General features: G+C 68.7%; 30 protein-coding genes. 17 read left to right on the top strand and 13 right to left on the bottom strand.

What is annotated here, in order from left to right:
- The first annotated feature begins 60 nt into the window (after positions 1 to 60).
- Together ACEXQC_RS17660 and ACEXQC_RS17665 are read left to right on the top strand one after the other, a co-directional pair.
- Complete coding sequence (locus ACEXQC_RS17660) at positions 61 to 879, top strand: alpha/beta hydrolase (protein WP_374825380.1); 819 nt, start codon at positions 61 to 63, stop codon at positions 877 to 879.
- Positions 880 to 938: 59 nt separating this feature from the next.
- Positions 939 to 1,253, top strand: coding sequence for an immunity protein CdiI family protein (locus ACEXQC_RS17665; protein ID WP_374825382.1), 315 nt, complete (start codon positions 939 to 941; stop codon positions 1,251 to 1,253).
- A gap of 7 nt (positions 1,254 to 1,260) precedes the next feature.
- On the opposite strand, the gene ACEXQC_RS17670 is transcribed toward ACEXQC_RS17665, so the two are convergent.
- Entirely contained in the window at positions 1,261 to 1,845 is a 585-nt protein-coding gene (locus ACEXQC_RS17670) for a CGNR zinc finger domain-containing protein (RefSeq protein ID WP_374825384.1), read from the bottom strand.
- A 50-nt stretch (positions 1,846 to 1,895) separates the two neighbouring features.
- Between ACEXQC_RS17670 and ACEXQC_RS17675 the strand changes: the two genes are divergently transcribed.
- Both ACEXQC_RS17675 and ACEXQC_RS17680 read left to right on the top strand, forming a co-directional pair.
- Positions 1,896 to 2,315, top strand: coding sequence for a carboxymuconolactone decarboxylase family protein (locus ACEXQC_RS17675; protein ID WP_374825386.1), 420 nt, complete (start codon positions 1,896 to 1,898; stop codon positions 2,313 to 2,315).
- Positions 2,312 to 3,235 carry a phosphotriesterase family protein gene (locus tag ACEXQC_RS17680; RefSeq protein WP_374825388.1) on the top strand — a complete coding sequence of 308 codons (924 nt, stop codon included), beginning with the start codon at positions 2,312 to 2,314 and terminating at the stop codon, positions 3,233 to 3,235. Before ACEXQC_RS17675 ends, ACEXQC_RS17680 begins: the two co-directional genes overlap by 4 nt.
- A 55-nt stretch (positions 3,236 to 3,290) precedes the next feature.
- Here ACEXQC_RS17680 and ACEXQC_RS17685 read toward each other — a convergent pair whose 3' ends face one another.
- From ACEXQC_RS17685 to ACEXQC_RS17700, 4 genes are all read right to left on the bottom strand, one after another.
- Entirely contained in the window at positions 3,291 to 3,698 is a 408-nt protein-coding gene (locus tag ACEXQC_RS17685; RefSeq protein WP_374825390.1) for a hypothetical protein, read from the bottom strand.
- A 16-nt stretch (positions 3,699 to 3,714) separates the two neighbouring features.
- A complete protein-coding gene (locus ACEXQC_RS17690; protein ID WP_374825392.1) occupies positions 3,715 to 3,924 on the bottom strand; it encodes a type II toxin-antitoxin system HicA family toxin in 210 nt (69 codons plus the stop codon).
- Between the two features lie 248 nt (positions 3,925 to 4,172).
- Positions 4,173 to 4,514: a transcriptional regulator gene (locus ACEXQC_RS17695; protein ID WP_374825394.1), complete on the bottom strand. Its 342-nt coding sequence runs from the start codon at positions 4,512 to 4,514 to the stop codon at positions 4,173 to 4,175.
- Positions 4,504 to 4,962 (bottom strand): hypothetical protein, encoded by a 459-nt coding sequence (locus ACEXQC_RS17700; protein WP_374825396.1) that lies wholly within the window; start codon positions 4,960 to 4,962, stop codon positions 4,504 to 4,506. The genes ACEXQC_RS17695 and ACEXQC_RS17700 overlap by 11 nt, the downstream gene beginning before the upstream one ends.
- A 184-nt stretch (positions 4,963 to 5,146) precedes the next feature.
- Here ACEXQC_RS17700 and ACEXQC_RS17705 point away from each other — a divergent pair, with 184 nt between their 5' ends.
- The gene (locus ACEXQC_RS17705; protein WP_374825398.1) at positions 5,147 to 5,842 is read left to right on the top strand and encodes an EAL domain-containing protein; all 696 of its coding nucleotides are present in this window, start codon (positions 5,147 to 5,149) and stop codon (positions 5,840 to 5,842) included.
- 21 nt (positions 5,843 to 5,863) lie between these two features.
- Here the strand turns inward: ACEXQC_RS17705 and ACEXQC_RS17710 are convergent, their stop codons facing one another.
- Together ACEXQC_RS17710 and ACEXQC_RS17715 are read right to left on the bottom strand one after the other, a co-directional pair.
- A complete protein-coding gene (locus ACEXQC_RS17710; RefSeq protein WP_374825400.1) occupies positions 5,864 to 6,220 on the bottom strand; it encodes a hypothetical protein in 357 nt (118 codons plus the stop codon).
- Positions 6,217 to 6,615, bottom strand: coding sequence for a TetR/AcrR family transcriptional regulator (locus ACEXQC_RS17715; protein ID WP_374825402.1), 399 nt, complete (start codon positions 6,613 to 6,615; stop codon positions 6,217 to 6,219). The genes ACEXQC_RS17710 and ACEXQC_RS17715 overlap by 4 nt, the downstream gene beginning before the upstream one ends.
- 184 nt (positions 6,616 to 6,799) lie before the next feature.
- Between ACEXQC_RS17715 and ACEXQC_RS17720 the strand changes: the two genes are divergently transcribed.
- The 8 genes from ACEXQC_RS17720 to ACEXQC_RS17755 all read left to right on the top strand — a co-directional run bounded on the left by ACEXQC_RS17720 (position 6,800) and on the right by ACEXQC_RS17755 (position 18,084).
- Positions 6,800 to 9,637 carry a discoidin domain-containing protein gene (locus ACEXQC_RS17720; RefSeq protein WP_374825404.1) on the top strand — a complete coding sequence of 946 codons (2,838 nt, stop codon included), beginning with the start codon at positions 6,800 to 6,802 and terminating at the stop codon, positions 9,635 to 9,637.
- An 86-nt stretch (positions 9,638 to 9,723) separates the two neighbouring features.
- Positions 9,724 to 11,118, top strand: a complete 1,395-nt coding sequence (locus tag ACEXQC_RS17725; RefSeq protein ID WP_374825406.1) for a GH1 family beta-glucosidase — start codon at positions 9,724 to 9,726, stop codon at positions 11,116 to 11,118.
- A 28-nt stretch (positions 11,119 to 11,146) separates the two neighbouring features.
- Positions 11,147 to 12,394, top strand: a complete 1,248-nt coding sequence (locus ACEXQC_RS17730) for an extracellular solute-binding protein (RefSeq protein ID WP_374825408.1) — start codon at positions 11,147 to 11,149, stop codon at positions 12,392 to 12,394.
- Positions 12,395 to 12,458: 64 nt separating this feature from the next.
- Positions 12,459 to 13,337, top strand: a complete 879-nt coding sequence (locus tag ACEXQC_RS17735; protein ID WP_374825410.1) for a carbohydrate ABC transporter permease — start codon at positions 12,459 to 12,461, stop codon at positions 13,335 to 13,337.
- Positions 13,324 to 14,223, top strand: a complete 900-nt coding sequence (locus tag ACEXQC_RS17740; RefSeq protein WP_374825412.1) for a carbohydrate ABC transporter permease — start codon at positions 13,324 to 13,326, stop codon at positions 14,221 to 14,223. The genes ACEXQC_RS17735 and ACEXQC_RS17740 overlap by 14 nt, the downstream gene beginning before the upstream one ends.
- A 10-nt stretch (positions 14,224 to 14,233) precedes the next feature.
- Positions 14,234 to 15,664, top strand: coding sequence for a glycoside hydrolase family 5 protein (locus ACEXQC_RS17745; protein ID WP_374825414.1), 1,431 nt, complete (start codon positions 14,234 to 14,236; stop codon positions 15,662 to 15,664).
- Positions 15,661 to 16,950 (top strand): ROK family transcriptional regulator, encoded by a 1,290-nt coding sequence (locus ACEXQC_RS17750; RefSeq protein WP_374825416.1) that lies wholly within the window; start codon positions 15,661 to 15,663, stop codon positions 16,948 to 16,950. The genes ACEXQC_RS17745 and ACEXQC_RS17750 overlap by 4 nt, the downstream gene beginning before the upstream one ends.
- Positions 16,951 to 17,130: 180 nt before the next feature.
- Positions 17,131 to 18,084: a MerR family transcriptional regulator gene (locus tag ACEXQC_RS17755; RefSeq protein ID WP_374825418.1), complete on the top strand. Its 954-nt coding sequence runs from the start codon at positions 17,131 to 17,133 to the stop codon at positions 18,082 to 18,084.
- A gap of 16 nt (positions 18,085 to 18,100) precedes the next feature.
- On the opposite strand, the gene ACEXQC_RS17760 is transcribed toward ACEXQC_RS17755, so the two are convergent.
- Positions 18,101 to 19,603 carry a DHA2 family efflux MFS transporter permease subunit gene (locus tag ACEXQC_RS17760; RefSeq protein ID WP_374825420.1) on the bottom strand — a complete coding sequence of 501 codons (1,503 nt, stop codon included), beginning with the start codon at positions 19,601 to 19,603 and terminating at the stop codon, positions 18,101 to 18,103.
- 119 nt (positions 19,604 to 19,722) lie between these two features.
- Between ACEXQC_RS17760 and ACEXQC_RS17765 the strand changes: the two genes are divergently transcribed.
- Positions 19,723 to 20,391, top strand: a complete 669-nt coding sequence (locus ACEXQC_RS17765) for a TetR/AcrR family transcriptional regulator (RefSeq protein ID WP_374825422.1) — start codon at positions 19,723 to 19,725, stop codon at positions 20,389 to 20,391.
- 14 nt (positions 20,392 to 20,405) lie between these two features.
- On the opposite strand, the gene ACEXQC_RS17770 is transcribed toward ACEXQC_RS17765, so the two are convergent.
- Complete coding sequence (locus tag ACEXQC_RS17770; RefSeq protein ID WP_374825424.1) at positions 20,406 to 21,158, bottom strand: alpha/beta hydrolase family protein; 753 nt, start codon at positions 21,156 to 21,158, stop codon at positions 20,406 to 20,408.
- Entirely contained in the window at positions 21,155 to 21,667 is a 513-nt protein-coding gene (locus ACEXQC_RS17775; RefSeq protein ID WP_374825426.1) for a cupin domain-containing protein, read from the bottom strand. The genes ACEXQC_RS17770 and ACEXQC_RS17775 overlap by 4 nt, the downstream gene beginning before the upstream one ends.
- Before the next feature lie 215 nt (positions 21,668 to 21,882).
- Between ACEXQC_RS17775 and ACEXQC_RS17780 the strand changes: the two genes are divergently transcribed.
- Both ACEXQC_RS17780 and ACEXQC_RS17785 read left to right on the top strand, forming a co-directional pair.
- Positions 21,883 to 22,431 carry a TetR/AcrR family transcriptional regulator gene (locus ACEXQC_RS17780; RefSeq protein WP_374825428.1) on the top strand — a complete coding sequence of 183 codons (549 nt, stop codon included), beginning with the start codon at positions 21,883 to 21,885 and terminating at the stop codon, positions 22,429 to 22,431.
- Complete coding sequence (locus ACEXQC_RS17785; RefSeq protein ID WP_374825430.1) at positions 22,428 to 23,048, top strand: CPBP family intramembrane glutamic endopeptidase; 621 nt, start codon at positions 22,428 to 22,430, stop codon at positions 23,046 to 23,048. The genes ACEXQC_RS17780 and ACEXQC_RS17785 overlap by 4 nt, the downstream gene beginning before the upstream one ends.
- Here the strand turns inward: ACEXQC_RS17785 and ACEXQC_RS17790 are convergent.
- On the bottom strand, positions 23,018 to 23,419 hold the full coding sequence (locus ACEXQC_RS17790; protein WP_374825432.1) for a hypothetical protein: 402 nt from the start codon (positions 23,417 to 23,419) through the stop codon (positions 23,018 to 23,020). The two genes, ACEXQC_RS17785 and ACEXQC_RS17790, sit on opposite strands and share 31 nt — an antisense overlap.
- A gap of 186 nt (positions 23,420 to 23,605) precedes the next feature.
- On the opposite strand from ACEXQC_RS17790, the gene ACEXQC_RS17795 reads away from it, so the two are divergent.
- Positions 23,606 to 24,514, top strand: coding sequence for an alpha/beta hydrolase (locus ACEXQC_RS17795; protein ID WP_374825434.1), 909 nt, complete (start codon positions 23,606 to 23,608; stop codon positions 24,512 to 24,514).
- A gap of 27 nt (positions 24,515 to 24,541) precedes the next feature.
- Here the strand turns inward: ACEXQC_RS17795 and ACEXQC_RS17800 are convergent, their stop codons facing one another.
- Positions 24,542 to 24,955 (bottom strand): hypothetical protein, encoded by a 414-nt coding sequence (locus ACEXQC_RS17800; protein ID WP_374825436.1) that lies wholly within the window; start codon positions 24,953 to 24,955, stop codon positions 24,542 to 24,544.
- Positions 24,956 to 24,964: 9 nt separating this feature from the next.
- Positions 24,965 to 25,312 carry a hypothetical protein gene (locus tag ACEXQC_RS17805; RefSeq protein WP_374825438.1) on the bottom strand — a complete coding sequence of 116 codons (348 nt, stop codon included), beginning with the start codon at positions 25,310 to 25,312 and terminating at the stop codon, positions 24,965 to 24,967.
- Positions 25,313 to 25,353: the final 41 nt, after the last annotated feature.

Here is a 25,353-nt window from a genome sequence, read left to right on the forward strand (position 1 = left end):
ACCGTGGAGTCCCGGATGCGTTCGGTTGCCGGGGTGCGGGGGAGCGGCCAGAGTGGGTTCATGTCGCGGCTGCACGATGTGATCGAGGGTCTGCACGACCCGCGCGCCCCGCTGCTGCACGTGGCGACCGATACCGGGGTTCCCGAGGGGCGGGCGGATGCGCCTGTGGTGGTGATGATCCACGGCATCGCCTCCTCCTCCGCCACGTTCTCGTTCGTCACGCCGCTGCTCCAGAGCACCCACCGGGTGATCGCCATCGACCTGCTCGGCTTCGGCGGATCGCCGCGGCCCGCGCAGGCGGAGTACACGCTCGAGGAGCATGTGGCCGCGCTCGCCGCGACCATCCGTCACCTGCATCTCGCCCGGCCGTTCGTGCTGGTGGGGCACTCGCTCGGCACGCTCATCGGCAGTCGCTACGCCGCCACCCACGCCGAGCACCTCTCGAAGCTCGTGCTCGTGAGCCCGCCCGTGTACCTCGCGCCGGAGGAGATCGGCGACCGCCGCACGCGGCAGCAGATGTCGGGGTATCTGCAGGCGCTGCACTACCTGCGGGGGAACCAGAAGTTCACCATGGCCAGTGCTGCCCTGGTGGGGCGGTTGCTGCCGATTCCGCACGTGATGGAGATCACCGCCGACACCTGGGTGCCGTTCATCAAGTCGATGGAGCACTGCCTCGAGTCGCAGACGGTCATCAGCGATCTGGCCCGGGTCGACCACCCCATCGAGGTGATCTACGGGCGGCTCGACGAGTTCCTGGTCCCCGGCAACCTCACGATCATCGAGAAGATGCGCAACGTCACCACGCACGCGGTGAACGCGAGCGACCACATGATCCGGAAGCCGATGGCGCGAGTGGTGGCCGCCGCCGTCGACGCCTGACCGGCGCATCCTCGGGCGGGGCTCGGGGGCGGAAGGGCGGCGTCATTACGCTTGCAGTCATGGGCACTTCTGACGAAGGCGATCACCAGAACGTCCTGATGCTTGTGCCCGCGTGGAGTCCGCGAGATCTTCTTGGTTCTCTGCCGGTTTCCGAATCGTTGCGGCTGCGGCTTCGGGACTGGAATCGCATGTGGCAGGCGGTGCTCGATCCCGTCACGGAGATCCGGTGGCCGGATGCCGAGGTCGGCAGGCAGTGGATCGCCGAAGGCGAGAGCTTGGGGCGTGACCTGCAGATCGAACTCGGGCCGCAGGTGCGCGTCGTAGAGAGGTTCAGGGTCTACGACCCGGACGGAGAACACGCGCCTCGGCCATGAACCGGCCCTAGCTGCTGCTCGGTCTCGTTCTGGAGGGTGCGGGGGTCTGGCGGGCGCGGTGGGCGCGGACGCGGCCTCGGCTGGCGCACGCGGGGGAGGGGCACCAGGTGCGGCGGCCGGAGGTGTCGAGGAAGACCCATCTGCAGTCGACCTCTGCGCACTCCTTCAGGAGGTCGCGGTCGGGGCCCTGCAGGCTCACGAGGGCCTGGATGGCGATGAGGCTGAGCGCCGTCTGCATCGGGATGCCGTGCTCGGGTGGGGCGGGGAAGGCCAGGTGGGCGGGGAAGGCCAGGCGGGTGGGGGCCGAGGCGACGGCGTGGACGTGGGTGAGGGCCTGCGGTGGTGCTGCACGGCCGGCGACCGCGGCCATCGCGAGGTCTCGGAGTGCCTCGCGGAGTCGAATCATGTTGTCGAGGTCGGTGTCGGTCATGGGGTCGGTCGGCGGGTAGCCGACCAGGGTGAGCCAGCGGCTCGCGGCGTGCGGGGTCGGGAGTCGTTCGATCGGGTGGGCGCCGAAGCTCTGGCCCTGCGTGGCCAGGAGGTTGGACCAGGTGGCTCCGCCGTCGAATCGGAAGTCCGTCGAGTTCTCCATTCCCCCAGTGTAACGTTCTAGGCGTTACGGCATCGAGCTCAGGAGGAACGATGGATCGGCTGTTCGACATGGCTGCGGGGCAGGAACGTCTGGCCGAGTTGCAGGATGAGGCCACGACCGCCGCGTGGCGCGCGACGGTGGATGCGGCTGCGCCCGGGTTCGACGAGTGGATCGTGGGTGCGGTGTTCGGGGGGACGTACCAGCGGGGGGATCTGACGCCCCGGGATCGGCAGATGCTGATCCTCGGAGCGCTGACCGCGCTCGGGGGTGTCGATCCGCAGCTCGTCGGCCATGTCGAGACGTGCTTTCGGATCGGGATGGGGCGGGAGGAGGTGGCCGAGGCGTTCGTGCATCTCGTGCCGTATGTGGGGCTTCCTCGGGTGATGGCGGCACTGCGGCTCGTGCCGGGGGAGGGCTACGCGGGGTCAGCCTCCGCGGGGCTGGCCGGTGGCGGGGAGGGGGATCAGTGACGTGGGTGGGCGGGGCGGATCGGGTGGGCCAGGTGCCGCGAGTGATCCGCACTGTGCTCGGGGACGTCGAGCCGGGCTCGGTGGGGGTGGTGGACTCCCACGACCACCTCTTCCTCACCACGCCGGTGCTTCCCGGGGAGGAGCTCGACGACGAGGCGGCTGCCGGTGCTGAGCTGCGCGCGTTCTCGGCGGCGGGTGGGGGAACGCTCGTGCAGTGGACGCCCCGAGGGCTCGGTCGGGGTCTCCCTGCGCTGAGGCGACTGAGTGCCTCCACCGGGGTCCATGTCGTGGCCGCCACCGGGCGGCATCGCAGGGTCGTCTACTCCTCGGGCGCGGTCGTCCCCGGGCTCTCGACGCGCGAGCTGGCCGATGCGTTCCTCGGAGACGTCGTCGAGCGGGGGTGCGGGCTGATCAAGATCGGTATCGGTGTGGACGCCATCGCGCCGGATGAAGCCTCCGCACTTCACGCGGCAGCGCTGGCGCACCATGCCACCGGCGTGCCTCTCGCGATCCATCTGGAGCAGGGGTCGGCGTTCGGTCTCGTGCTGGATGCTCTGCGGGGGCTGGGTGTCTCCGAGCGGTCGATCGTGCTCGGGCACCTGGGTCGGAATCCGAGCATCGACGAGATCGTCTCCGCCGCGCAGTCGGGTGCCTGGCTCTGCCTGGACACCCCATCGCCCCAGCAGCCGAACGGCATGGACCGCCTCGCGCTTATCCTCGAGACGCTCGTCGACCGCGGTCACCTGCCGCAGCTCCTCCTCGGGGCCGACAGGACCGCTGCGCGGTCGAGGTCGGAGCCGCGGGCGTCCGGGCCGGTGGCCCTCCTCGAAACCGTGGCCCCGCGTCTGCGAGACCTGCTCGGCGCCGAAGCCGTCTCACGCATCCTCGCCGCCAACCCCTCCCGAGCCTGGTCCTTCTGAGAGAGTGACCTGGATGCGGACCGCGAGCGATCGACCCCTCGGCGCCTGCCGAGCCTCAGTGGGAGAGCTGGCTAATCCTCTGTGCAGAGAGGCCGAGTGCTCGGGCGACGTCGGCCTGGGTGAGCCCGCTCTTCTTGAGGGTGTGCACTGCCTCGCGCCTGAGGCGCGCGGCGGCTGCGGCGGCCTCACGAGAGCGCTTCTCGTTCTCGTGGGCTTCGGCCCACAAGGTGGCGGCTGCCGCGGGGAGCTCGACGGTCACGTCGACGGTGATCTCATTGTCGTCGACGTCGAGCCAGACGGCGGCGAGTTCGCGGGCGGCCCGGTCGACGTCCTTCAGCGCGACGGCGCCGCCGATCGCGACGATGGTGGAGCCGTTGGGGCCGGTGGAGGTGAGTTCGGGGATCTCGATCGTCCACCACGTGCCGGCGTCGCGATAGGCGCGGGCATGGAGCGTGCGGGGCATCCGGCTGGTCTTCACATCAATTCCATTCACGAGGCGAATCCGGGAAGATCTGCTGAATCTGTCGGACCACTCCGGGCGACACTTCGCCCTTGTGAGCGACGAGCGGAAAGGTCATTCCAGAGTCGGACGGCCCCCAGATTTCGTGGCTGCCCTTCTGGCGCTTGAACTTCCAGCCCTTCGATCGCAGGAACTTGGTGACGTCGCGGTACTTCTGTGGCTTCGTCACGATCCTAATCTATCCCCCCTAGATATCAAGGCTCCAGGGGGGATAGACGCTCCAAGTGAACTCGATTCTGGGCTGCTCTCGGGTCGCCATCGTCTCGACCACACCCCGAACTTCGCCACTCGAATCACGGCCCCACCGTAGGGCGCAATGGTCAGGCCGCCCGCCTCGCGCCCGAACATGTGGACAACGTGCGGGCTGCCCCGGTGGGCAGGGGGGGCAGTGCTGGGTGGCGAGTGAGAGGAGGGGAATCAGTGCGGCTGAGCGTCGGGGGCCACTGGGGTCGGGTTGGTGGAGGCTGCTAGGTCGTGGAGGGCTGCCAGGTGGCCGTCGATGGCGGATCTGCCTGCCGGGGTGAGGGCGACGCGGGTGGTTCGGCGGGCGTCGTGTCTCGACGTCGACGGTTCTTTCGTGGTGGCCAGGTAGCCGAGCTCGACGAGGGCGCGGACGGTCTTGGAGAGGTTTGCGTCACTGAGACCGAGGGTCGTGGCGAGCACCGAGAAGTCGATGTGGTCGACGGGGCGGAGGAGGGCGCACAGTCGCAGCCGCGTAGGAGCGTGGATCGATTCGTCGAAGCGTGCTCTAGAGGCCACGCCGAAGTTCCTGGCCGTAGAAGTGGTCGTAGACGAACCCGCCTGGGAACATCGTGAGGAAGCTCACCGCGCCGGCGACGATGGCCCACCCGACCTGATCGGTGTTCGCGGCCATGCCGGAGACGGCCACCATCGCGAACACGACGACGAACATCACGATGAGGACGAGCATCGATCTCGGGCCGGGAACCCGGTTGGTCGAGATCCCCGTCGTGACCACGAAGGCCCGCTCGAGGCCGACGATCCCGAGACACGCGAAAGCGATGAGGACGAAGACCCAGGTGCCTCCGGCGAGGGGGGAGAGGGTGATCCCTGCGGTGAGCAGCGCCAAGGTCGGGTAGTACCAGTGAGGCGAACGCGTGCGCAGCGCCAGTTCGATCCTGTCGCCTTCGAGAGTGCGCAAGGCGTCGTGCGCAGCTGTGGGGCTCCGTGCATCGTTGCTTTCCATGCGGTTAACTCAATCACTTAACTGCATGGAAAGCAACAGACGCCCGATCCGATTGCCTGTAAAGGCACTGAATCTGCCGGTGCTGGCTCGAGAGGTGCCTATGGTGGACGAAACGAGGTGGGGGAACTTCCGTATGGCATGCAATGGCTGCTCGACCGCTTCGAAGCTCGACTTCGACTTCAGCATGGCCTTTCAACCGATCTACGACGCCGTCGACGATCGTGTGTGGGGGTACGAGGCGCTGGTGCGCGGCTTGACGGGCGAGGGCGCTTTCGACGTGCTGTCCCGAGTCTCGGCGGAGCAGAAGTACCGCTTCGACCAGGACTGCCGGGTGAAGGCCATCGAGCTGGCATCACGCCTGTACCCCGAGGGCGAGGAGTTGAAGCTGTCGATCAACTTCATGCCGAACGCGGTCTACGACCCGGTCGCCTGCCTCCGAGCGACTCTGGTCGCCGCCCGCCGGTTCAGCTTTCCGATGACGTCGATCATGTTCGAGTTCACGGAGAACGAGGAGGTGGAGGACACCGATCTCCTCATGGGCATCATCACGGAGTACCGCAAGCACGGGTTCACGACCGCCGTCGATGACTTCGGCGCCGGGCATGCCGGGCTGGGGCTCCTGGTCGACTTCCAGCCCGACCTCATCAAGATCGACATGAAGCTCGTGCGCGGAGTCGACTCCAGCCCGGCTCGTCAGGCGGTCGTCACCGGCGTCGTGGGCATCGCGAACCAGCTGGGCATCACGGTGCTCGCGGAGGGTGTGGAGACGGAGGCGGAGTTCCTCTTCCTGAAGTCCGTGGGCATCCGCTTGTTCCAGGGCTACTGGTTCGCGAAGCCCGCCTTCGAGGAGCTCCCGCCGGTGCGCCTCGTCTCCGCCTAGATGCGCTGAGGGCCCGGCGCGTCAGGCCGCTGCCGCTGCCGCTGCGTTGACGGCGTCGACCACCTTCCGCGGGTCATCGACCGTGAGCACCAGTCGGGTGAAGTGCTCGTCGGCGAGCTCGATGACGACCGTTTCCCCCGGTGCGCTGACGTTCCAGAACGCTCTGTCGCCGTCACGATGGAACGTGCCCGCCCACTTGCCGGGAATGGCGAGCCCCGGGGCGCGGACGCCCTTGGGTTCGTTGTTCGCGCCGGGATCGAAGGTCGCGCCTCGAACGTGCGTGAGGGGGATCACGAGCTTGCGGGTGAGCGACCAGAGCTTGTCCATGCCTCGAGGCTCGACCTCGAGGGTGGCGTCGGAAAGGGTGATGGTGTTCATGGCGTGTCCTTCGGTGGGGTGTGGTCGGGTGTCGTGAGACCGGCGCGGTTCAGCAGCCGCGCACCCAACGACGCCGCCGTGTGCTGCGGTCGGCTGTGCGCCAGGATCGTCGACACGATGGCGCCTATCTCCGCGTCGCGGGGTGCGAGTTCCATGAGGGCGACGAGGAGCAGATCGGTGGAGTCGTCGTCTCCACTCCCGCTGTCGGCGATCTGACCGAGCGCTTGGAGGAACAGCCCCCGCTTGCTGCCGAACGCCTTGTACAGGCTGCCTCGATGCAGCCCGGAGGCCCGCACCAGGTCGTCGATCGACGTGCCTTCATATCCGGTCGACCGGAACGCAGACGCGCAGGCGGCGACCACCTCTGCCTCGTCGAAGGTCCTGTTTCTGCCCATGGCTCCACCGTAGTGATTGGTGAACGATCAGTCAAGAACGATCGGTCAACAATGAGACCACTACACCTCCGCGCCCCTTTTGCTAATACTTATTGCAAGAGGTAGACAAAGTCGACTCGACTAGGCCACGATGAGTTCGGCGGGCTCCGTTCGGGTCCGACCGTCCCTGTGATCGAGGAGGATCATGAAGAAGACGATGGCAGTGGCGGTGATGGCCCTGGCAGCGATGCTGTCCTCGGTCGTGGCCGCTCCGACTCCCGCTGAGGCGGCCCCCCTGAGCAGCTCCGACTTCATCAAGGCGAGCGGCGCGGTGCTCAAGAAGGGCTCCGGCACCGGCGCCACCGTCAACCTCCGCGGCACCAACGTCGGCGGCTGGCTCACCCAGGAGGACTGGATGTCGCCCCTCGGCGAGTTCGCCGTCGACCGCACCGGATGGTCGGTCACCGCCTCCGCCGGCACCCCCGCGAACGCCGTCGACGGATCGTCGACCACACGATGGACCACGAACGCCAACCAGGCCGGTTCGGAGTGGATCCGCATCGACCTGTCGGCGCCCACTCTCTTCAACCGGCTCTCGATCGACAACACGAACAACGCAGGCCAGTACCCGCGCGCCCTCACCGTCGAGACGTCGTCGGACGGCGCCACTTGGAAGAGCGTGGCGTCCAAGCCCGGGACCGACGGTGTCAGCACGGCGCAGTTCAGCCCCCAGGTGGCCCGGTACGTCCGGGTGTCGCAGACCGGATCCGCCACGGCCCCGTGGTCGATCGGCGAGATCAACCTCTTCAACGATCCCGTGCTCTTCAACGGCACGCACACGTCTGTGGCGTCGAGTTCCGCGCCTGGAACGAGCTCGGCCTCCGCGCTGGACGGCGACGTGGCGACGGCGTGGCAGAGTGGCGCCTCCCAGGTTCCCGGTCAGAGCTACACGGTCGATCTCGGCCGGAACGTCGACATGGACAAGATCCTGTTCGACGCCGGCGCCGCGACGGCGAACGACTACCCCCGCGTGTGGGATGTCTTCACCTCCTACGACAACGTGAACTTCACTCCCGTGGCGAGCGGCTACGGGACGAACCGCGTCATCCAGGCCGACTTCCAGGGGGCCAAGGGTGGTCGATACGTGAGGATCGTCTCCAACGGCACCTCCTCGCAGTGGTGGTCGATCGCTGAGATCGCGATCACCTCGGGCAACAACCTCGACCGGGGCGGCTGGGCCGTCACGGCCACGACCGGAGCCTCGCCGGCGAACATCATCGACAACTCCGTCTCCACCCGCTGGACGACGGAGACGGCGCAGAGCAACGGGCAGGCGATCACGGTCGACATGGGCGCGCTCATCACGCTCAACAACGTGACGACCGACACCGCAAAGAACTCGACGGACGAGGGGGACTACCCCCGCGGCTTCAGCCTGCAGCTGTCCAAGGACGGCACCAGCTGGGCGACGGTCGCCACCGGTGCCGGCACCAAGAAGGCCACGACCATCCACTTCGCCGCCCGATCGGCCAGGTACCTGCGGCTGGTCCAGACGGGCACCGCATCGTCGTGGTGGTCGATCGGCGAGCTGACGGCCGGCCTCTACAACGACGACTACTCGCTCAACACCACGCTCACCTCCCGCTTCGGCGCGTCGGGCGCGCAGACCGTGATCGATGCGCACCAGGACACCTGGCTGACCTCCACCGACCTCGACGCCATCGCGGCCACCGGCATGAACTTCATCCGGGTGCCGATCGGCTGGAACACCTTCTTGAACGTCGACGGCAGCTGGAAGACCGACCCGTGGGAGAAGATCGACTGGGTCATCAGCGAAGCCTCGGCCCGGGGGATGTACGTGCTGATCGACCTGCACACCGTGCCGGGCGGCGGATGCCCCTGGGGCAGCTGCGGCCGTATCGGACCGAATCCGAACGGATTCTGGGGCAGCGCCACCTACCAGAACTGGACCGAGGACATCTGGAAGGCGATCGCCACCCGCTACAAGGGCAACCCCGCTGTGGCCGGCTACGACCTCATCAACGAACCGCTGATCGACTACGGGGAGGATGCCGACGACGTCGCACAGAAGAGCGACTACTACGACCGTCTCTACGACGCGGTGCGCGCCATCGACCCCGACCACACGATCTTCCTCGGGGCGTTCTTCAGCCTGAGCGCCATCGCGGCGCCGTCGACCTACGGATGGACGAACGTCGTCTACGAGTACCACCCCTACGACATGCCGAACTCCAAGGACTGGAACGCCCAGAACCAGCTCGTGACCAACGAGCTGGCCGCCCTGCCGGCCAAGCTCGCCGACCCGGGGGTCCCCGTGCTGTACGGCGAGTACTCGCTCTACTACAACGACGACGTCTGGGCGCGCTTCATGGCGGGGCTCAACGCGTCGAGCGTGTCGTGGTCGGCGTGGACCTACAAAGTGAAGGGGTCTGCCACCGACGGATTCGCGTACTGGGGCATGTACTACGGCAATCCACGGCCCGTTCCGATCATCAACTCCGACAACGCGGCCACCTTCGTGTCGAAGGTGAGTCAGTTCGGCACCGCCAACTTCACCAAGAACGACCGCTTCGTGGCGACCCTCACCAAGTACGCGGGCGGCGCCACCTCCTTCGCGCCCACGGCGGTGAGCCACAGCGGATGGACGGCGACGGCCTCGTCGACGGCCTCGGGCACGTCGACGGCCGGTGGCATCGACGGTGTCGGTTCCGGCACCTGGAGCAGCGGTCAGGCGATGGCGGGCGGCGAGTGGTACCGGATCGACATGGGGGCGAACCGCACGGTGGCGATGGTCACCGTGCAGACGCCGACCGGTTCCACCTGGGACTATCCGCGCGGCTTCACGCTCGAGACCTCCACCGATGGAGCGACCTGGTCGACAGCGGCGACCGGCATCGCCTACGGCTGGAAACGCCCCATCTCGATCTCGCCCACCACGGCGCGGTACATCCGGATCACCCAGACCGGTGTCGCCCCGCAGTGGTGGACCATCGACGAGGTCACCGTCTACTCCTCGTACTGACCACCCGGGTGGGAGGGCTCCCGCACGAGGGAGCCCTCCCACCCGCAGACACCTGTCTCACATCGACCTGAAATCCAAGGAGCACCGTGCACACCATCCCGCACACCACGGCGGATCTCACCGTCTTCCCGGCAGGCTTCGCCTGGGGGGTCGCGACGGCCGCGTACCAGATCGAGGGAGCTGCGACCGAGGGCGGCCGCGGGCCGAGCATCTGGGACGTGTTCTCCCACACCGAGGGCCTCACCCTCCACGGGGACACCGGCGACATCGCCTGCGACCACTACCACCGGTGGGAGGAGGACGTCGATCTCCTGGTCGAACTGGGCATCTCCAGCTACCGTCTGTCGGTCTCCTGGTCACGGTTGCAGCCGACCGGACGGGGGCCCCTCAACCCCGAAGCCGTGTCGTTCTACCGCACACTCCTCCAGGCTCTTCGGTCGCGGGGAATCGACGCCTACGTGACCCTCTACCACTGGGACCTGCCGGCGCCTCTCGAGCAGGAGGGCGGTTGGACGGCCCGCACGACCTCGTCGCTCTTCGCGGACTACGCTCGCGCGGTGCTGACGCAGCTCGGCGACCTGGCGTCGCACTGGATCACCTTGAACGAGCCGTGGTGCTCCTCCTTCCTCGGCTACGGCTACGGCGCCCACGCGCCGGGGCGCAGAGACCTCCGCGCCGCTGTCGCAGCCGCCCACCACCTCAACCTGGCCCACGGCCTCGCCGTGGCGGCGATCCGCGAGGTCGCACCGCAGGTGAGCGTCGGGGTGACCGACATCCTCACCGACATCGTTCCGGCCAGCGACGCACACCGCGATCGTGCGGCCGCCGATCGGCTCGACGCGGTCACGAACCGGGTCTTCATGGACCCGGTCTATCTCGGGGCCTACGGTGCCGCCGTGCACGAGGCCCTCGATCCGCACGGACTGTCGGAGGTCATCCACGACGGCGACCTCGCGCTGATCGGCGTTCCCGTCGACTTCGCCGGCGTCAACCACTACCAGCGGGTCATCGCCTCGGCCGACGACGATGCGCCGTTCGGCGTGCGTGAGGTGCCCGCCGAGCCGGCGACCACCTCGTTCGGCTGGTCGGTGACCCCGGATGCGCTGCGCTCGGTGCTCGCCCGCGTCGCCCGCGAGTGGACGACACTGCCCGTGTACGTCACCGAGAGCGGCGCGAGCTACCACGACTACGTCGACCCCAACGGGGAGATCATCGACATCGAGCGGGTGAGCTACCTCGACGGCTACTTCGCCGCCGCCGCCGACGCGATCACCGACGGTGTCGACCTCCGCGGGTACTTCGCATGGTCGTTCCTGGACAACTTCGAGTGGGCCGAGGGGTACAGCAAACGCTTCGGCCTCGTCTACGTCGACTACCGCACGCAGGAGCGCATCCCGAAGCTCAGCGCCCACTGGTACAGCGCCCTGATCGCCGCGCACACCTCTCTCACCCGACCCCAGCCCGCCGTCGCCCGACGGTAATCTGCATCACATCCCGAAAGGATCCTCAATGAAGAGATCACGTCTCGCCGTCATCACGCCCGTCGCGCTGGTCAGCCTCCTCGCACTCGCAGGCTGCGCCGGCGGCGATTCCGGAGCGTCAGGTGACTCGAAGGAGCTCACCGTGTGGGTGATGGGCGACAGCTCGGCCCACTTCGACGAACTCGTCGCACCGTTCGCCGAGAAGACCGGCATCACCGTCGACACGGTCGCCATCCCCTGGGATGCGGTCGACCAGAAGTTCACCACCGCGGTCGCCTCCGGCAACGGTCCCGACGTGCTGCAGATCGGCGTCTCGAAACTGCGCACCTTCGCGGAGTCCGGCGCGCTGCTCACGCTCGACGACGCGGTTCTGGCCGACTATCCGAACCTGGCGAGCGAGAAGTTCCTCGACGGCGTCGCGGGGGAGGCCACCGCGATCGCGGGCAACGTCGTCAGCATCCCGTGGGTCAGCGACACCCGCGTGCTGTACACGCGGACCGACATCCTCGCCGAGAACGGCATCACCGAACCTCCCGCGACCTGGGAGGCGCTGCGCACGGATGCGAAGACCCTCGCGGGTCGGGGAGACGGACAGTACGGCTACTACATCCCGCAGTGGGATTCGAGTCTGCCCGTGATCATGACCTGGGATCAGGGGGGTGACATCCTCACCGACAGCGGCGAGATCGACTTCGACACCCCGGAGTTCGAGTCGGCTGTCGACCTCTACACCGGGTTGTACGCCGACGGCTCCGTGCCGACCAACTCCGACTTCGACCAGACGCAGGGCTTCACCTCCGGGGCCACCCCGATGCTCGTCTCCGGGCCGTACTTCGCCAGTGCGATCGAGGCGGCCGCCCCCGAGCTCGAAGGCCAGTGGACCGTGTCACCCATCCCCGCCGGAACGGCCGGCACCTCGCTGCTCGCCGGGTCGAACGTGGGGGTCTGGGGGTCCACCGACAACCAGGAGGGCGCGCTGTCGCTGCTCGACTTCCTGTCGGAGCCCGAGACGCAGACGGCCTGGTACGGGCTCGACGGTCAGCTCCCGACGGTGAAGGCGGCGCTCGAGGATGCCTCCCTCACCGCCGACCCGCTCGTCGCGGTGTACGCCGAGCAGCTGCAGGACGCGAAGCTGCTGCCCCTCGTCCCCAACTGGGACGGCGAGACGGGCAAGGCGCTCCTGGATGCGCTGAACTCCATCGTCCTCACCGGGACCGACACGGACACCGCGCTGCAGACACTGTTCGACACCACCAGCGGCACCTCGATCAACTGACCGAGCACGCTGTCGGCGGGGTGGGGCTCCTGATCCCCACTCCGCCGCCTCTCCGGGAGACCCCATGAAAGCCCGCTCCACGCCGTACCTCTTCATCGCCCCGACGATGATCCTGCTGCTCGCCTTCGGCGTGCTGCCGATCCTGATCGCGCTCCTGGTGAGCTTCACCGACATGAATCTCGCGGGGCTCGGCAACTGGTCGGTGATCGAGTTCATCGGCCTGGAGAACTACACGAAACTGCTCGCCGACCCCGACTTCTGGCAGGCGCTCACCAACACCGGCATCTTCGCGATCATCGGCGTGCCCTGCGTCGTGCTCTTCTCGCTGGTGATCGCGCTGCTGCTGAACCGCTCGGGCAACTGGTTCTTCAAGGCACTGCGCACGTTCTACTTCGTGCCCGCCATCACCGCCATCGTGGCGATCTCGCTGGTCTGGGGCTACCTCTACAACACGCAGTTCGGGCTGTTCAACTACCTCCTCTCACTGGTCGGCCTGCCGCCCGTGCAGTGGCTCAGCGACCCGGTGATGGTCAAGGTCTCGCTCGTGCTCGTCGCGGTCTGGCGCGGCACCGGGCTCAACGTGATCATCTTCCTCGCCGCCCTGCAGGGTGTGCCGAAGGAGTACCTCGAAGCGGCGAGCCTCGACGGCGCGAGCGAACTCCGCAAAGCCGTGTCGGTCGTGATCCCGCTGCTCCGGTTCGCGATCTTCTTCGTGACCATCACGACGATCATCGCGTGGCTGCAGTTCTTCGACGAGCCGTTCGTGCTCACCAAGGGCGGTCCGCTGGGGGAGTCGACGAGCGTCTCGCTCTTCCTGTACCAGACCGGGTTCTCGGCCAGCCAGTTCGGCTACGCCAGCGCGGGCTCCGTGATCCTGTTCGCCATCATCGCCACGATCACCCTCATCCAGCTGCGAACCAGGAGAGCCGATGACGATCACTGACCTCCGCGAGCCGCTCGCGCTCGAACCGGACGTTCTGCGCTCCCGTCCCCCGCGCGGGCGTCGGCGGCGGCCCGGTGCCCGGGTGACCACCGTGATCATCGGCATCGTGCTCGCCATCGGGGCGATCATCACCGCCTTCCCCTTCCTCTGGATGATCGCCTCGTCGGTGAAGCCGCGGAGCGAATCCGTCGCCTACCCGCCGGTCGTGCTGCCGGAGACCCCCACGTTCGAGTTCTTCGTGCAGCTCTTCCAGGAGCTCGACTTCGGTCGCTACCTCGTGAACACCGTCGCGATCGTGGCGATCAGCATGGTCGGCCTGATCCTGATGGCGATGGCGGGCTACGGCTTCGCGAAGTTCCGCTTCCGCTTCCGCGAACCGCTGTTCTTCCTGGTGCTGATCACGATGATGATCCCGGTGCAGGTCACCATGATCCCGACGTACCTCATCCTGAACGGCGCCAAACTCACCAACACCCTGATCGGGATCGCGCTGCCCACGCTCGTCTCCGGCTTCAGCGTGTTCCTCTTCCGGCAGTTCATGGTCACCATCCCCACCGAGCTGATCGAGGCGGCCCGCATCGACGGGGCCTCCGAGACGCGGATCTTCTGGCAGATCATCCTGCCGATGTCCAGGCCGATCCTCGCCGTGCAGGTGGTGCTCACCTTCATCGCCGGCTGGAACAGCTTCCTCTGGCCGCTCATCCTCGCCAACGACGAACGGCTCTACACGCTCTCTGTCGGGGTGTCGCTGCTCAACCAGCAGATCGCCACCAATCCCTCGCTGCAGATGGCCGCGGCGACGCTCATGGTCGTGCCGATCCTGATCGTCTTCGTCATCTTCCAACGCTTCGTCGTGCAGGGTTTCGCCCTGTCCGGCCTGAAATGACAGGTACCACATGACAACGCCACGTTTCGACGGGTTCGTGCACGCCCGAGACGCGCACCTGGTCGACGGCCGGGGTCGTCCGCTGGTGCTGCGCGGTATGGGACTGGGCAACTGGTTGCTCCCCGAGGGCTACATGTGGACCTTCGGCGACGAGATGAGCGCGCCGCGGCAGATCGAGTCCCGGATCCGCGATCTCGTCGGGTCGGCGCGGGCCGCGGAGTTCTGGCAGCGCTTCGGCGACGCGTTCATCACGGAGGCCGACATCGCCCGCATCGCCCGGCTCGGATACGACCATGTGAGACTGCCGTTGAACTCCCGGTCGCTGATCACCGACGACGGGCAGCTGCTCGAGGCAGGCTTCGCGCGGATCGACGATCTGATCGGCTGGTGCCGGGCGCACGGGATCTGGGTGCTGCTGGATCTGCACGGTGCCCCTGGCGGGCAGACCGGCACGAACATCGACGATTCCCCCCGCGGGCTCCCCGAGCTCTTCATGGACGAGCGCTACCGCGCGCTGACGATCCGGCTCTGGGAGGAGATCGCGCGCCGGTACCGGGAGGAGACCGTGGTGCTCGGCTACGACCTGCTCAACGAGCCCCTGCCCAACGAGTGGCAGCACACCTACGCCGCGGAGCTGGCGCAGCTGTACCGCGACCTCACCGCCGCCATCCGGGCCGTGGATCCCGACCACCTGATCGTCTACGAGGGTGCCCACTGGGCCACCAACTGGTCGATCTTCACCGAGGTCTGGGATGCGAACTCGATGCTGCAGTTCCATCGCTACTGGTGCACACCAGACGAGTCGAGCATCCAGGAGTACCTCGAGGCCCGCGACCGGCTCGGGCTGCCCATCTACATGGGCGAGGGCGGCGAGAACACCACCGAGTGGATCTACACCGCGCACCGGCTCTACGAGCGGCACGGCATCGGCTGGAACTTCTGGCCGTGGAAGAAGCTCGACACGCTCACGTCGCCGCTGTCGATCCGGCCGCCGGCGGGGTGGGAGCTCATCGCCGACCCGGGTGCGACACCCGAGCCGGAGGTGGCGTGGGCTGTTCTCGAGAACTACCTCGCCGCCGTCGCGGTCGACCGATGCGACGAGCGCGCCGACGTCGTCAACGCCATGTTCGGTCGGGCACCTCTCTCGCTGCCGGCCTGGGGGCACGAGCCCACGGCGTCGCCGGGCCGCCCGGAGCTGGCCGCGATCGCCGCTCCGACGATGTGGCATCACACGGCGGGAGAGCCCTACACCGACGAGGAGGCGCTTCCACTCTCCCTGGAGGCGGACGCGGAGATCCGGTTCGCGCTGGAGAGCCGACCGGGGGCCTGGACGCTCGACAGCGACACCCCCGATCGTTTCGTCAGCCGGTGGGCCGACGGACACCTGGTGATCCGCGCCGCCGCTCCCGCTGTGCTCCGGGGAGTGACGGTGTCGGCATGACCACCGTCGACGCCCACCTGGTGGGCCCGCTGCCGTATCGTCGTCTCATCATGAATGGTCCCCTCCCGCACCGGGCCGCGACGTCACCGGCGGATGCCTCCACCGTCACGTCGCTGCGGCAGCGCAACCGGGCGGTGGTGCTGAAGCACATCATCCTGAGCGGCGAGACGACCCGGGCCGAGATCGCCGCGCAGATCGGGCTGTCGGCGGCCTCCGCGGCGAACATCGTGGTCGAGCTCATCGACGAGGGCCTCGTGACCGAGCGGGGGAGCAAGTCGTCGCGCGGCGGTCGACCGATCACGATCGTCGGGCCGCGCACGGACACCGCAGTCACGGTGGGCATCGAGGTCGGCGAGCGTGGGGTGGCGGCGGAGCTCTTCGACCTCTCCATGAACAGGATCGACCGGGAGTTCCGGGGCGGCAAGGAGGCGGAGTCGGCGGAGCACCTCGCGGCCGACATCGCCGCGGCGCTCGACGCGCTCCGCTCCCGCCATCCGGATCGCTGGAGCACCTTGATCGGCGTCGGGCTTGGACTGCCCGGCATCGTGGAGACAGACGCGGACGGCGTGCAGACGGTCTACGCGCAGAGCCTCGGCTGGGATCCGGTGGCGGTGAAGCAGCTGTGCGCGGTCGACGCGGTGCCGGTGCTCGCCGAGAACGGCGCCACGCTGCAGGCACGGGCCGAGCTGTGGTTCGGCAACGCGAAGCACGCCCAGCACGCCATCGTCGCCCAGATGGGACGCGGTGTCGGAATGGGGCTCGTGATCAACGGTGAGATCGCCACGGGGAGCCGGTCGAGCGCCACCGAATGGGGGCACACGACGATCAAGCTCGGCGGAGCCCTCTGCCGCTGCGGCAACCGGGGGTGCGTGGAGGCCTACCTCGGTGCCGATGCGATCCTCAGTCGGTGGGCGCTGACCGGCGCCGACGTTCCCGGATCCGGATGGTCGGCACTCGGCGCGCTGATCGACGCCCAGGCGGAGGATCCGGCGGCCAGGGCCCTGATCACCGAGGTGATCGATGAGCTCGGGGCCGCCCTCGGCAGCATGGTCAACCTCAACAACCCCGAGCGGGTGCTGATCGGGGGGTGGGTGGGCGAGCGTCTTCTGGCGGCGTTCCCCGACGAGATCGACGCGGCCATCACCGCGCACGCACTCCGCCGGCCGGCCTCGCAGTACACGCTGATGGGCACGCGGTTCGCGGGTGACGCCGTCGCCGTCGGTGCGGGTCTGCTGCCGCTCGACGCCCTCATCACCCTCGGCTGGACGGTGTCGAGCGCCACCTGAGCTCGGCCGTCGGTGTCCACGTCGGTGCCGCTGCCGCAGCCGCCGATGTCACCTGGGTGCTGCCAGGCCTCGCGGTGCGGGGCTGTGCTCGACCTGCCAGCTCGTGAGTGCGGGTTGCACCTGCCGCAGCGTCATGTGTTGTGATCGAAGCACGTCCCGTCCCGCTCCGAGAGGCCCGCCATGCACCCGTTCCCGACCCCGCCCCGTCATGTCCCGATCGGCGACGCGGCGGCGTTCGTCGGCATCACTCCCCGGGCGATCCGCCACTATCACCAGGTCGGCCTGCTCCCCGAGCGCGAGCGGGGCAGTGACGGCCGCCGCCGGTACGGCTACGCGGAGATCATCCGGCTGCTCTGGATCCGACGGATGGCCGACGCCGGGATCGCCCTCGACGACATCCGCGACGCCTTCGACGGTGCGGCACCGGGCGGCGCCGGCGGCGGGGATGAGAGCGAGGGCGGCGGCGAGGACGAGGTCGCGGGCGTCCTGGCGCGGCTGGAGGACACCCTCGCCGCGCAGGAGGCCGAGCTGCAGCAGAAGCGGGCCTCGGTGCAGCGCATGCGGGCCCTCGGCAGCCGGCTGGGACTGCTCGACGATCTCGTCTCCGGCCGCCTCGAGGGCGCACCCGAGGGGTCGCTGCGCCAGGACGATCTCGACGTCCTGCTGGTCACCGAGCGGATCTTCGGCCCGCTCGGCGCCGCCGTCCAGGCCGGCCGTTTCCTCGCCCTTGCCGCCGATCCGGCACTGCGGGCGGAGTCCGATCGCGTCGACGCCGCCGAGGAGGCTCTTGACGACACGGTCGCGGTGGACGACCCCCGGGTGGCGGAGGTGGCGGCCGAGCGGCACGCCTTCGAGACCACGCTGATGCGCGTCATCGAGGAGTCCGGTCAGCTGGAGGACGACGACGCCCTCTTCGATGCCTGGGACGAGCTGCACCCGCCCGAGGACGCTGACCCGGCACCTGATGCCGACACCGACACCGACTCCGACCCCGCGACGGGCTCCCGCGGGAGGAGCGCGGCGGAGATCATCCGGAGCATGCCCTACGACCTCTCCCCGGCCCGCCGGCGCAGCATGGAGCTCGCGGCGCGACTCGGCGCGTCGGTGGCCTACGCGGGCCACCAGCGCACCTAGAGGGCGTGATCGCGACTCAGTGGGCGACGACGCCCGCGGGCAGCCCACCTGACGGGCGACGGACGAAGAACGACGCCACGATCGCCGCGAGCGAGATGAACCCGCCGACCAGGAACGCGGCCTGCACCCCGGCGGCCGTGGCCGAGACCTCGGAGAGGCCCTCGGTGAGTCCCGCCGCCGTCGTGGTCGAGAGAACCGTGACGAACAGGGCGGTTCCGGCGGCGCCGGCGAGCTGCTGAAGCGTCGAGGTGGTCGCGCTGCCGTGTGCGTAGAGCGAGGGCTTGAGCGAACCGAGCGCCGAGGTGAGCAGCGGGGTGAACATGAACGCGAATCCGGCGTTCAGCAGCAGGTGCACCGCGATCACCCAGCCGATCGAACTGCCCTCGTGCAGCAGGGTGGCCATGCCCCAGAGCGCGGCGCTCACGATGAACGCCCCCGGGATGACGAGGGGGCGGGGGCCGACCCGGTCGAACACCCGGCCCACGATCGGCGAGAGCACGCCCATCAGCACGCCCCCGGGCAGCAGCAGCAGACCGGTCTCGAGCGTGTCGAGCTGCAGCACGTTCTGCAGGTACAGCGGCAGGATGATGAGGCTGCCGAACAGTGCCATCATGCTCACCGACACCATCACGACCGCCACCACGAAGCTGCGGGTCTTGAAGGTGCGCAGGTCGAGCAGTGCGCGGTCATCGCGCTGCAGCACGATCTGCCTGGCGATGAACCCGGCCAGGGCCAGGCCGCCGACGACGAGTGGAACCCAGGCCGGCACGAGGGCCGCACCCTCGGCCGACTCGCCGATGCTGCTGAGGCCGTAGATGATCCCGCCGAAGGCGAGGGTCGAGAGCGCCACGGAGACGATGTCGAGCCGCACCTTCGCGGTCTCGGTGAGGTTGGTGATCTTCCAGAGTCCGAGCAGGAGCGCGATGACCGCGATGGGCAGCACGATGATGAACATCCAGCGCCAGGTGAGGGTGCTCAGGATGAGGCCCGACACGGTGGGGCCGATGGCCGGGGCCACGGCGATCACGATCGAGATGACACCCATCATGCGCCCCCGGCGTGCGGCGGGCACGAGGGTGAGCACGGTGGTGATCAGCAGCGGCATCATGATCGCGGTACCACTGGCCTGCACGATCCGGCCGAGCAGCAGCACTCCGAAGCCGGGGGCGATTGCAGCGATGGCGGTGCCGAGGGAGAACAGCACCATCGCGGCGCCGAACACCTGGCGCATGGTGAACCGGCGCAGGATGAAGCCGGTCGTGGGGATGACCACCGACATCGTGAGCAGGAACCCTGTGGTCAGCCACTGGGCCGTCGAGGTGGGGATGTCGAGGTCGACCATGAGGCTCGGCAGCGCGACGCTCATGATGGTCTCGTTCAGGATGACCACGAAGGCGGCCACCACGAGCAGGCCGATCACCAGAGGGGCGCCCTTGGCCAACCGCTCGTCGGCGGGCGTGGCGGGCGTGGCGGGCGCGGCGGAGCGGGTGGCGGCGACGTCGGTCGAGTGCGTGGTCATTCGTTCTCCGGGAGGGGTGGGGCGGCATGGGTGGAGAGCGGCGACATCGACGCTGATTGGCAGTCTATGCCATTTAGGCAGATAATGACCTAGACGGCCTGATGATGGAAGGAGCCGCCATGAGCGAGTCATCCGTTGTTCAGCGCACGGTTGTTCAGCGCACGGTTGTTGAGCGTGCTGTCGATCTGCGTGAGCGTCGACGACGCGCGACCCTGGCCGAGATCACCGAGGCCGCCGTCACGCTCTTCGAGCAGAACGGCCTGGCCGCCACCACCGTGCACGACATCGCCGCCGCGGCGGGGATCTCCGACCGCACCTGCTTTCGCTACCTGCCGAGCAAAGAGGAGTCGGTGCTCACCCTGCACACCGAGTTCGAGGAGCCGCTCGCCGGCTGGCTCGCCGATGTGGCGGTCGACGAACCGGTGCTGCCGCAGCTCGAGGCGGTCTACGCGAGCGTTCTGCAGGACCTCGACGGCCCCCTGGCTCCGGTCGCCCGCCAGCAGCTGAGGGTGCGACGCCTGATGTTCACCGAGCCCGCCCTGCGCGCCGCGGCCGTCTCGCTCGACGCGACACGCTCGTGGGAGCTCGCGCGGCAGATCGACGCCGCATTCGACGGTCGGCTGCTGCCGGAACAGGCGCGACTGATCACCGAGTACGCCGGCGTCGCCCTGCGGCAGGCCTTCGACAGCTGGGCCGAGTCGGTCGACGCGGGCTTCACCGCCACCCTCGTGGAGGCCTACGCCGCCACCCGGCGCCGCCTCGCGGAGATCGCCGCACTCACCGTGTGAGAACAGCTCGCCGTCTACATGCGGGGTGGGTGCTGCCAGTGGTCCAGCCAGGTGTGGACTCGGGGCCAGTGGGGGGCATCCGGGGCAATCGCGTCCAGGTGGGAGAGGTGGGGGAGTTCGAGGAGGGTGGGGGTCGCGCCGGCGGCTTGGGCGGCTTGCAGGTAGGCGCGGGTGTGGGGAAGGGGGACCCGGGTGTCGTCTGCTCCGTGGACGAGGAGGACCTCGGCGCTGGGTGGGAGATGGGCCAGCGGGGAGGCCTCTGCGTAGGCGTCGGGGATGGTGGTGGGGTCGTCTCCGAAGAACTCGGCGACCGCGCCGTCACCGATGGACTCGTGGTAGCCGCGGGCGATGTCGGTGACCGGGGCCAGGGCCACCACCGCATCGCCCTCCTGCCCGCCGAGCAGGGCCAGCTGGCCGCCGACGGAGTGGCCGACGAGAGCCAGGCGCGCATCCGGAGCAGGGGTGGGGGCCGTCGATCTCACCGCGGCCAAGCCCGCGACGAGGTCGTCGTGCATCGCCGCCCAGCCGGCCGCGCCCCGGCGGTACTCGAGGTTCGCCACCGCCCACCCCCGCGCCGTGAACTCGGGCACGAGGGGGCGCATGAGGGCGGCGGTGAAGGGCTCGCGCCAATAGCCGCCGTGGATCAGCACCACCGTGCCCCGCGGCTGCCCGCGCGGGTGCGAGAGCTCGATCCGCTGGTCGTCGTGCGGGCCGTAGCGGAGCAGGCGGTCAGGGCCTGCGGGGTCCCCGGCGGTGGCGGTGGTCACGCGCCTTCGACGGTGCCCGGCGCCAGGAAGTCGACGCCGTTGGCGGCGGAGAGCCGCACGACCTCCTCGGGGTCGGTGACGTTGTGCAGCAGGCTGAAGAGGTTGGCGAGCTTGCCGCCGGGGCTCACCCAGAAGAGCGACTTCGCGTCGGACTCCTGCTTGTTGTAGTAGGCGTGCGGCAGGTTGCGGGGCATCTGCACGAGGTCGCCGGGGCCGGCGGTGGTCCACTCGCCGTCGAGGTAGAGCGTGTAGACGCCCTCGAAGACGTAGATGAACTCGTCTTGCGTGGGGTGCACGTGCGGGGGCACGCCCGTGCCGGCGGGGTCGAGCGAGAGCCAGGAGTACGTGGAGGCGCTCTCGATCTTGGTGACGTAGGTGTGGCCCAGGACGTTCCAGACGCGGCCTGCGTAGGCCTCATCGGCGCGCACGATGCCGGCGGGCAGGTCGCCCAGGATGATCTCCTCGGTGCCCCTAGGTGATCCCGTGCCGATCGGTGATTCCGTGCTCATGTGTGATTCCCCTCGCTCCATGATGTGGTGGAGCCAGTGTGGCCGAGGCGCCGCCCTTTTGCACGCAAAACTTTCCGCCGTCACGAATCGGTACTACTCTTTGCCGTACGAACGTATGGTGAAGGGGAGTGCGGATGCCGAAACGGGTGGATCATGAGGAACGGCGGGACGCAATCGGGCGTGCGGTCTGGGCGGTGCTCGAGGAGCACGGTGTCATGGGGCTCAGCATTCGATCCGTCGCGGGGCGTGCGGGCATCCCTGCGTCGACCCTGCAGTACTTCTTCGCGACGCGGGAGGACCTCATCTCCCACGCTCTGCAGCTGGCCATCAAGGAGCAGCGCGTCAGGATCGACGCCGCCGACGTGAAGGGCAGCCTCGAGGAGCAGGTCGAGGACGCGTGGTGCAGCGTTCTGCCGCTCGACGATGTCCGACGGGTCGAGGCGCACGTCTGGTTCAGTGCCCTCGTGAGTGTGCGGGGTGCAGCCAACCGCAAGGTGCTCGACGACGCCGAGGAGGGGCTCGATCACCTCGCCCGCTGGAGCGTCGAGGTGTTCACCGGCCGCGATCGCCCCGGCGAGGCGGTGAGGTTGCGCGCCTTCGTGGACGGACTCGCGCTGAACGCCCTCTCCCGGCCCGCGCTGTTCTCGCCCCGGGCACTGCGTGAACACGTACACGGGTATCTCCATGATCTGCGGGCGCGGCATGCTTCGGTGGCTCCATCCGACACGGCGGCCGGATCTCGATCCGAGAGGGATCCCTCGTGAACGACGCGGGTGCGCGGCGACGGACGACCCTGCTGGCGGGAGGTGTCATCGGCTCCTTCGTGGTGGCGCTCTCGATCTGGATCCTGCCTGATCCGGCGCGGTTCGTGGCTGCGATGGGGGAGGTGTCCGCGGTTCCCGCGCTGGGGTGGGTGCTCGCGATCGTGGTCGCGATCGTCTACAGCGCGTACACGCTGTGGGCGGTTCCGACCGTTCGCCTCATCGCGGTCGAACGGTCGTGGTTCCGCCTCCTCGCGATTCCGCTCGCGCTGCTGTCCGGCGTGCTGGAGGAGATGTTCTTCCGGCGGGTCGTCATGGATGCTCTCGCGTTGCACGAGGTTCCGCTTCTGCTGCAGATCGTGCTCTCGGCGGCGCTCTTCGCGGTCGTCCACGGCGTGTGGGTGCTGTTCGCGAGGAGCTGGCGGATCGCCGTGCCGGTTCTCGGCTCCACCTTCGCCCTCGGGGTGATGCTGTCGCTGGTCTACGTGGCGTCCGACCGGGTGGTCATCCCCGCCATGCTCGCGCACGTCGCGATCAACCTCGTGATCGAACCGGGACTGCTCCACAGCGCCTCGCTGCGGGCTGGGGGTCAGGCGCGGGCGATGAGGGCTTGGGCGTAGTTGGCGCGGTTCTGGAGCTCGAAGAGCTGGGCTGCGGTGTCGTAGCCGGCGGGTTCGCCCGTCTGATGGGTGAAGGTGCCGTTGGTGACGGTGATCTGCATGAAACCTGTGACCCTGGTCTCGCGCACGAAGAGGAAGAGCAGGCCGAGGAAGAGGAAGAAGAAGCCGAGGACGGCGAGGACTATGGCCCAGGTGGGGGTGTAGCGCTCGGTGCGGGTCTGGTCGGTGATGTAGATCTGGGTGTTGGCCAGGGGGATCGTGCCCTGGGGGGTGATGAGCCAGTGGTCGGTCATCCCGACGTCACCGAAGCGCACGAGGGGCTGGCCGCTCGCGGGCGGCGGGGTGGCGGGCGTATACGGATTCATCGTCATGGAGGCTCCCCGGGTCGTGGCTGACGTGGCTGAGCCTAGCGGCGGCACGTGTCGCGCCCTCTTCGCCGCCTCACGGGGCGTCAGGGCGCGAAGACGACCTCGCCCCGGGGGATCTCGCGGTGCGGTGCCGGTCCGAGTGCGAGTTCGAGGTCGCAGAACGGGTGTGCGATGAGGTGAGATGGAGGGGTGACTGAGACCGTGATGGATCCGACGCCTATGGCGTTCTTTGCTGGGGTGGCGTACTGCGAGCGGGCGGGGGAGGCCTTGCGGCTCGACGTGCTGGCGCCGGCCCGCGGGGTGGGGGACGGGCTGCTGCCTGTGGCGGTGTTCTTCCATGGGGGTGGGTGGCATGAGGGGGATCGTGGGGCGGGGATGCATCCGTGGATGAATCCGCTGCTCGCCACTCGGGGGTACGTGACCGTGTCTGTGACGTATCGGCTGAGCAAGCGTGCGGCGTGGCCTGCGCAGTTCGATGATGCTCGGGATGCGGTGGGGTGGGTGGTCGAGAACATCGCTTCGTTCGGGGGAGACCCTGCGCGGGTGGGGGTGTGGGGGTTCTCTGCGGGCGCGCACATCGCTGCTCATCTGGCGCTGCGTCTGCCCGGGGTCGTGAAGGCCGCTTCGCTGGCGGCGTGCCCTGCTGATCTGCGCGAGACGGAGGTGGCCGAGGCCGACGAGGTGCGGTGGCTGCTGGGAGCCGCGGCGGCGGGCGCCGGTGCCGGAGCGGGATCGGGAGCTGGAGCGGGCATCGGTGCGGAGGCGTCGGCTGAGGCGCTCGCCGAGGCGAGCCCGATCACCTGGGTCACCGCGGGGGCTGCTCCCACACTGATCGTGCACGGCACCGACGATCAGATCGTGGACTTCGCGCAGGGCGTGGCGCTCCGCGATGCTCTGCAGGAGGTGGGCGGGCCCGTCGAGTTCGTCGCGATCCCCGGGGGCAGCCACGAGTGGGCGGACAAGCCGTCGGCCGCCGACGCCGGTGGGGCCACCAGAGTGGGCCCCGGGGCGCAGGCCCAGGCCCAGACCGAGGCCGACCCCGACGCACGGGGCGACTTCGGGAGCGTCACCGCGGAGTTCTTCGACCGCGTCCTTTAGGCCGTGGGGTGGCCCGGGGCGGCGGGCCTACTCCGGATCTGTTTTCCAGAGGAGGGCGGAGAGTGCGGCGAGGGTCAGTGGAAGGGCGATGAGCAGCCAGGTGGGGGCGCCCATTGCCCTCTCCGCGAAGAGCGAGACGAGGGTGGCTGCCGCGGCGGTGGTGCCCGCAGCGACTACCGTGGATCGCGCGCGACGCGACCGCGGGTCCGCTGTGCGCTGGGCGACCTTCGTGGCGAGCCAGTGCGTGGCGACGGCGAGGGCGAACCCGCCCAGCCATCCGGCCAGGCCGAAGACCACGGCGACCGGGAGGACGAACCCGAGCCATTTCCAGTCCTCCGCGCTCAGCGACGAGGCCAGGACCCCGATCGCGGCCCAGCACGACACGAGCGCGAAGTCCCACACGTACCGCGCGAACCGCGGCGGGGCCTGCGTGCCATCCATGCCGAAAGCCTAGGGGGTGGGTGAGGGCCGAAGACGGTCGCCGTCGAGCTCGCCGATGAGTCCGAAGACGGCGTTGATGAACATCCTCTGGTGACCCCCGGAGAAGAAGTGGCCTTTTCGTGTGTAGGAGTACCACCGATTGAGGACGTTGCCGCCGCGAAGGACCGTTCCTCCTGATTCATTCGGTGCCGAGTCCGACCGACGCCCACTCCACCTGCGCCGGTCGATCTGCTCGATACGGTAGCGGGGTCCTGAGTCGGAGATGACCTCGAACCTCGGGAGCGTCTCCACCCCCGCGGTGTACGGGTCGGCGAGGATGGCTCCGTTCACCACCACCCGTCCGAACCCGATGCCCATGTGGCCATCGTAGAAGTCCGACGCTCGGGTAGCCGGGAGTC

Origin of the sequence: Herbiconiux liukaitaii, from assembly GCF_041927495.1 — a bacterium.
Taxonomy (GTDB): domain Bacteria; phylum Actinomycetota; class Actinomycetes; order Actinomycetales; family Microbacteriaceae; genus Herbiconiux; species Herbiconiux liukaitaii.

What these genes read in the sequence shown, in the direction of transcription:
- ACEXQC_RS17660 (WP_374825380.1), top strand. Translation starts at nt 61, where the DNA reads ATGTCGCGGCTGCACGATGTGATCGAGGGTCTGCACGACCCGCGCGCC.
- ACEXQC_RS17665 (WP_374825382.1), top strand. Translation starts at nt 939, where the DNA reads ATGGGCACTTCTGACGAAGGCGATCACCAGAACGTCCTGATGCTTGTG.
- ACEXQC_RS17670 (WP_374825384.1), bottom strand. Translation starts at nt 1,845, where the DNA reads ATGGAGAACTCGACGGACTTCCGATTCGACGGCGGAGCCACCTGGTCC.
- ACEXQC_RS17675 (WP_374825386.1), top strand. Translation starts at nt 1,896, where the DNA reads ATGGATCGGCTGTTCGACATGGCTGCGGGGCAGGAACGTCTGGCCGAG.
- ACEXQC_RS17685 (WP_374825390.1), bottom strand. Translation starts at nt 3,698, where the DNA reads ATGCCCCGCACGCTCCATGCCCGCGCCTATCGCGACGCCGGCACGTGG.
- ACEXQC_RS17700 (WP_374825396.1), bottom strand. Translation starts at nt 4,962, where the DNA reads ATGGAAAGCAACGATGCACGGAGCCCCACAGCTGCGCACGACGCCTTG.
- ACEXQC_RS17705 (WP_374825398.1), top strand. Translation starts at nt 5,147, where the DNA reads ATGGCCTTTCAACCGATCTACGACGCCGTCGACGATCGTGTGTGGGGG.
- ACEXQC_RS17710 (WP_374825400.1), bottom strand. Translation starts at nt 6,220, where the DNA reads ATGAACACCATCACCCTTTCCGACGCCACCCTCGAGGTCGAGCCTCGA.
- ACEXQC_RS17715 (WP_374825402.1), bottom strand. Translation starts at nt 6,615, where the DNA reads ATGGGCAGAAACAGGACCTTCGACGAGGCAGAGGTGGTCGCCGCCTGC.
- ACEXQC_RS17720 (WP_374825404.1), top strand. Translation starts at nt 6,800, where the DNA reads ATGAAGAAGACGATGGCAGTGGCGGTGATGGCCCTGGCAGCGATGCTG.
- ACEXQC_RS17730 (WP_374825408.1), top strand. Translation starts at nt 11,147, where the DNA reads ATGAAGAGATCACGTCTCGCCGTCATCACGCCCGTCGCGCTGGTCAGC.
- ACEXQC_RS17735 (WP_374825410.1), top strand. Translation starts at nt 12,459, where the DNA reads ATGAAAGCCCGCTCCACGCCGTACCTCTTCATCGCCCCGACGATGATC.
- ACEXQC_RS17740 (WP_374825412.1), top strand. Translation starts at nt 13,324, where the DNA reads ATGACGATCACTGACCTCCGCGAGCCGCTCGCGCTCGAACCGGACGTT.
- ACEXQC_RS17745 (WP_374825414.1), top strand. Translation starts at nt 14,234, where the DNA reads ATGACAACGCCACGTTTCGACGGGTTCGTGCACGCCCGAGACGCGCAC.
- ACEXQC_RS17750 (WP_374825416.1), top strand. Translation starts at nt 15,661, where the DNA reads ATGACCACCGTCGACGCCCACCTGGTGGGCCCGCTGCCGTATCGTCGT.
- ACEXQC_RS17755 (WP_374825418.1), top strand. Translation starts at nt 17,131, where the DNA reads ATGCACCCGTTCCCGACCCCGCCCCGTCATGTCCCGATCGGCGACGCG.
- ACEXQC_RS17760 (WP_374825420.1), bottom strand. Translation starts at nt 19,603, where the DNA reads ATGACCACGCACTCGACCGACGTCGCCGCCACCCGCTCCGCCGCGCCC.
- ACEXQC_RS17765 (WP_374825422.1), top strand. Translation starts at nt 19,723, where the DNA reads ATGAGCGAGTCATCCGTTGTTCAGCGCACGGTTGTTCAGCGCACGGTT.
- ACEXQC_RS17775 (WP_374825426.1), bottom strand. Translation starts at nt 21,667, where the DNA reads ATGAGCACGGAATCACCGATCGGCACGGGATCACCTAGGGGCACCGAG.
- ACEXQC_RS17780 (WP_374825428.1), top strand. Translation starts at nt 21,883, where the DNA reads ATGGGGCTCAGCATTCGATCCGTCGCGGGGCGTGCGGGCATCCCTGCG.
- ACEXQC_RS17790 (WP_374825432.1), bottom strand. Translation starts at nt 23,419, where the DNA reads ATGACGATGAATCCGTATACGCCCGCCACCCCGCCGCCCGCGAGCGGC.
- ACEXQC_RS17800 (WP_374825436.1), bottom strand. Translation starts at nt 24,955, where the DNA reads ATGGATGGCACGCAGGCCCCGCCGCGGTTCGCGCGGTACGTGTGGGAC.
- ACEXQC_RS17805 (WP_374825438.1), bottom strand. Translation starts at nt 25,312, where the DNA reads ATGGGCATCGGGTTCGGACGGGTGGTGGTGAACGGAGCCATCCTCGCC.